The following is a 4772-nucleotide window of genomic DNA, read 5'->3' on the forward strand; positions in this document are numbered from 1 at the left end:
CGACGCGCCCGCCCGGGTGAGTCGGGCGGCCGATGAGGTTGCCGCGGAGCCTTTCGGGCGCTGGAGCGTTCCTGTCCGAAAGGACGGATTTCGCATGCAGCAATTTACACAGGGCCTCACGGCCGGGCCGGGCAACACCCCGGCCGTTCCGAACCCGCCACCCGAGGCGCCGCCGCTGACGCCCGGCAATGTTCCGCCGGCTCCGCCGGTCGAGTCGCCGCCCGATGAGGAGCCGCAGGGCATCCCCACCGAGCCGCCGCCGGAACTGCCCCCGAATGTGCCGCCGGAGGCACCTCCGGCGACGCCGATCGATCTGCCGCCGGGGCGTGATCCGCGCCAGCCGCAGGAGTAGCGCCCGTGTCGCGGCCTCAGACCGCCGGCGCGTTGCCCGAGCCGATATCCCAGTAAAGCCCGGCCATGGCCGTCAGACCCTCGCGGGCGATGAAGGCCGGGAGATGCTCGTCCGGCGCATGCTGCGAGCAGCCCGGATAGGAATGCGGCACCCAGATCGTGCGCAGCCCGAGGATGTCGGCAAAGATGTCGTTGGGCAGGGAGCCGCCGAGATTGGGCAACAACGCCGGCTTCTTGCCGGTGCTCTCGGCGATCGAAGCGAGGGTGAAATCCACCCAGGCGTCTTCCGGATCGAGGCGCGTCGCCCCAAAAATCTCGGAGCGGCTGAGCGAAACCTCGACCATCGGGAAGTCGTGGCGCTGCAGATGCCGCTTTAGGGCCGGGACGACATCGTCCTGATCGATGCCGACGACGAAGCGCAGCTGGCAGCGCGCCCAGGCGTTCGGTGGCACGGCGTTCACAGGGGTCTCCGGTACACCCGACTTCATCGCCAGCACGTCGAAGGAGCACCAGCCGAAAACCTGCTCGGCCGGGGTCAGGCCGGGCTCGCCCCAGTCCGGATCGATGGTCGGCCCGTCCGGGCCACCATCGATCTCGCAGCCGACGAGCGCCTTGCGGACGGCCGGCGGCAGCTCCTTCGGCACCCATTCATGGATGCGGATCTGGCCGGTCGGCGAGGTGATCGAAGCGATGGCATGGGCGAGCTGGATCGCCGGGTCTGAGAGGATGCCGCCCCAGTTGCCGGAATGGTGGCCGCCTTCGCGCGCGTTGATCGTGAGATCGAAGGTGACGCCGCCGCGCGCGCCGAGAAAGACGGTCGGGCGCTCGGCATTGAGGCGCGGCCCATCGGAGGCGACGAGGATGTCGGCCTTGAACAGTTCCCTTTGCTCGGTGCAGAGCTCGCGCAGGCCCGGCGATCCCGATTCCTCGCCCATCTCGATCAGGTATTTGGCGTTGAAGCCGAGCTTGCCCCGAGTCTCCAGCACCGCCCGGAGCGCGCTGATGTTGATCAGATGCTGGCCCTTGTTGTCGACGACGCCGCGGCCGTACCAACGGCCCTCGCGCTCGATCAGCTTCCAGGGCGAGAGGCCTTCGCTCCACTGCGCGTCGAGCCCGCGGATCACGTCGCCATGGCCGTAGCCGAGTATGGTCGGCAGGGCGGGGTCCTCGATGCGCTCGGCATAGAGGAAGGGCCCGCGCGCCTTCGGATGGGTCAGGGTGCTGCAGGTGAAGCCGAGCGATTCAAGCAGGGGCTGCATCTCCTGCTCGAGATATTCGCCGAGGACCGGGGCGCGGTCCGGGTTCTGGCTTTCGGTGGGGATCGCGACGAGGCGGCCGAGGTCGCTCTTCATCCGGCCTGAATCGAAATAGTCCTGAGCATTCGCGATCGCCTGCGCGCGGGTCATGGTCGTGTGGTCTCCCGTATTCATGGCCGGCACAGTGCCGGTGGACGTGAGCCAGCGCCAGTGCCAAGAGAGCCGGGCGCGCCATGCCTTCGGGGCAGGGCAACTGCATCCCCACCCAGCAGGGCTTTCCCTTCCGCATGACCATGATCCCGCATCCGCATCAGCTCGTTGCCCGCGATGCGATCCTGGCGGCGCGGGCCAAAGGCGCGGCCGGCTTCCTGCTCGGGGACCTGACGGGCCTCGGCAAGACGCTGTCGGCCTGGCTCGCGCTGTCGGCGATGCCCGAGGAGGACGTGCTGGTGATCTGCCCGAAGGGCGCGATCCCGCAATGGCGGCGGACCATGGCGCTGTCCGGCCTGCCGGCGAAGCGGGTGACGCTGATGAATTTCGAGAAGACGAAGTCGCTGCTGGCTCCTGTCGCCGACAGCCGGAAGCGCTCGACGCGGGCGAAGAACAACGAGCTTGCCAAGCACGGCCGGCCGAAGCGCATCTGGCCGCTCGTGGTGATCGACGAGGCGCATCGCATCCGCAACCCGAACTCGCAGCAGGGGCTGGTCTGCCGACAGATGGCGGAAGGCGCCGACTTCACGATCTACATGAGCGCCACAGCCGGCCAGTCGCCGCATGAGCTGTCCTATCTCGCGCCGCTGCTGGCGAAGGCGGCGGGCATGCCGACTGCGGATCTCGACGGCTTCCGCGCGCTGATGAAGCGCCTGAAGATCGGCCGCGCGAAGGGCCGCTGGAAGAACTGGAGCTGGGAGCCGAACGAGGCCGACCGCAAGGTGATGGCCGATCTGCTCTATCGCGGCACCGACGCCATCGGCCTGCGCCGCCGCCCGGAGGAGATTGCCGGCTGGCCGGAAGTGCAGCGCGAGCTCGCTCCCGTTGCGCTCGATGCCGCAGCCCGCAAGCTCTACGACGCGACCTGGCGCGAATTCCGGAGGGAACTGGGACTGGCCGGCGGTTCGACGCGGAAGCCGCAAGGCTGGGCGGCCGATCTGCGCTTCCGGCAGAAGGCGAGCCTGCTGCGCATTCCGGGTACTGCCGATTTCTGCGAGGACCTGTTGGGGAATGACGAGCAGGTTGCGATCTCCGTCGCCTTCCTCGAGACCAGCGCGATGCTGGCGGAGACGTTACGAGGGCGCGGCTGGCGTGTGGGAGAGATCAACGGGAATCACTCGGGTGCGCAGAACGAGGAGATGCGTCTCGCCTTCCAGACCGGGCACCTCGATGCGGTGATCTTCACCGTCACAGAGTCGATCTCGCTGCATCGCGGCGAGATGCCAGGCGGCGAACGCGAGCGGGCGCTCGTGATCCACGACATGCGCCATAGCGCCATCCAGCTTCAGCAGATCGAAGGGCGCTGCCACCGCGACGGCCAGCACGCGACGATCTTCTATACCTATGCCGAGGATACCGTGGAGGAGGCGATCGCCGGCACGGTGATCCAACGCATGGCGGCGATGGAAGGTCTGGCCGGCGACGACACACGAATGCTGGAGGCGATCGCGGAGATCGTCGAGGCGCGCTCGGCTGCCTGATCAGGGCGTGCGCACTCAATTGCGGGCGCGCTCGCCGAGCTCCTTGGCGCCCTCGACCGACGAGCCGGTCAGCCGGACGATGCTGTTCCAGGCGTCGCGCGTGTAGGCGCCCTGATGGACGATGGCGTCGTAGCCGACGACCAGCACGATGATGATCAGAAGCACGCGGAACACGGAAACCCCCTGTCTTATCCGACAGGTAACGCCGGGGGAGCCTGCCCGGTTCCACGGCCGCCGTCCTTGCCTCGAGAGCGATAAGGCGCTAGAACAAAAAGAGAACATAAGGAGCGCGCCATGGCTCAACTCACGACGCTGGAGAAGCTCGAGATCCTGAGCGACGCCGCGAAATACGATGCGTCCTGCGCCTCGAGCAGCACGACGAAGCGCGATTCCCGCGACGGAAAGGGTCTCGGCTCGACGACAGGCGCCGGCATCTGCCATTCCTATGCGCCGGACGGTCGCTGCATCTCGCTGTTGAAGATCCTGCTGACCAATTTCTGCAGTTTCGACTGCGCCTTCTGCATCAATCGCTCGTCAAGCAATGTGCGTCGCGCCCGCTTCTCGGTGGAGGAGGTGGTGAAGCTCACGCTCAGCTTCTACCGGCGCAACTATATCGAGGGGCTGTTCCTGTCCTCGGGCATCATCCGCTCGCCCGATTACACGATGGCCGAGATCGTCCGCGTTGCCGAGACCTTGCGCCGGCAGCATCATTTCCGGGGCTATATCCATCTCAAGCTGATCCCCGGCGCCAGCCAGGAGCTGATCGAGCGGGCCGGGCGCTTCGCCGACCGGGTCTCCGTCAATGTCGAACTGCCGAGCGAAGCGGCCTTGGCCCGCTTCGCGCCCGAGAAGGACGCCGTTGCGATCCGCAGCGCGATGGGTGGGCTCAGGCTGAAGATCGATGAAGCCCAGGGGGAGAGGGGCGAGAGCGAAAAGGCTCCCGCTTTCGCTCCTGCCGGGCAGAGCACGCAGATGATCGTCGGCGCCGACGGGGCGAGCGACGGCGCGATCCTGCGTCGCAGCGCGCTTCTCTATGGCAGCTTCGGGCTGAAGCGGGTGTACTATTCGGCTTTCAGCCCCATCCCGGACAGCTCGCATCAGCTGCCAGCGTTGGCGCCGCCATTGATGCGCGAGCACAGGCTCTACCAGGCTGACTGGCTGACGCGCTTCTACGGTTTCGAAACCGAGGAGATCATCGCCCCCGGCGAGATGCTCGATCTCGATATCGACCCCAAGCTCGCATGGGCGCTGCGCCATCGGGAGCGCTTCCCCGTCGACGTCAACCGCGCCGAGCGCGAAGCGCTGCTGCGCGTGCCGGGGCTGGGGACACGCAGCGTCGAGCGCATCCTCGCTTCCCGACGCTTCCGGCAGCTGCGGCTGGAGGATATCGGCAGGCTGACGCGCTCGCTCGCGACGCTGCGCCACTTCATCGCCGCGTCCGACTGGACGCCAGGAGGCAGCCTCGACGATCAGC

General features: G+C 67.4%; 5 protein-coding genes. 3 read left to right on the top strand and 2 right to left on the bottom strand.

Going from position 1 to position 4772, the window contains the following annotated elements:
• Positions 1-94 precede the first annotated feature (94 nt).
• On the top strand, positions 95-352 hold the full coding sequence (locus ACIPIA_RS10420; RefSeq protein WP_400509205.1) for a hypothetical protein: 258 nt from the start codon (positions 95-97) through the stop codon (positions 350-352).
• 16 nt (positions 353-368) lie between these two features.
• Here the strand turns inward: ACIPIA_RS10420 and ACIPIA_RS10425 are convergent, their stop codons facing one another.
• Entirely contained in the window at positions 369-1757 is a 1389-nt protein-coding gene (locus ACIPIA_RS10425) for a M20 family metallopeptidase (protein WP_400509206.1), read from the bottom strand.
• Between the two features lie 83 nt (positions 1758-1840).
• Between ACIPIA_RS10425 and ACIPIA_RS10430 the strand changes: the two genes are divergently transcribed.
• On the top strand, positions 1841-3298 hold the full coding sequence (locus tag ACIPIA_RS10430) for an SNF2-related protein (protein ID WP_400509208.1): 1458 nt from the start codon (positions 1841-1843) through the stop codon (positions 3296-3298).
• Positions 3299-3313: 15 nt separating this feature from the next.
• Here ACIPIA_RS10430 and ACIPIA_RS10435 read toward each other — a convergent pair whose 3' ends face one another.
• Positions 3314-3472 (bottom strand): hypothetical protein, encoded by a 159-nt coding sequence (locus ACIPIA_RS10435; RefSeq protein ID WP_400509210.1) that lies wholly within the window; start codon positions 3470-3472, stop codon positions 3314-3316.
• A 120-nt stretch (positions 3473-3592) separates the two neighbouring features.
• Between ACIPIA_RS10435 and ACIPIA_RS10440 the strand changes: the two genes are divergently transcribed.
• The coding region (locus tag ACIPIA_RS10440; RefSeq protein WP_400509211.1) for a putative DNA modification/repair radical SAM protein at positions 3593-4772 on the top strand (1180 nt) is incomplete at its 3' end.

The sequence above is a fragment of the Allobosea sp. CER48 genome, from assembly GCF_044752385.1.
Classification (GTDB): Bacteria; Pseudomonadota; Alphaproteobacteria; order Rhizobiales; family Beijerinckiaceae; genus Allobosea.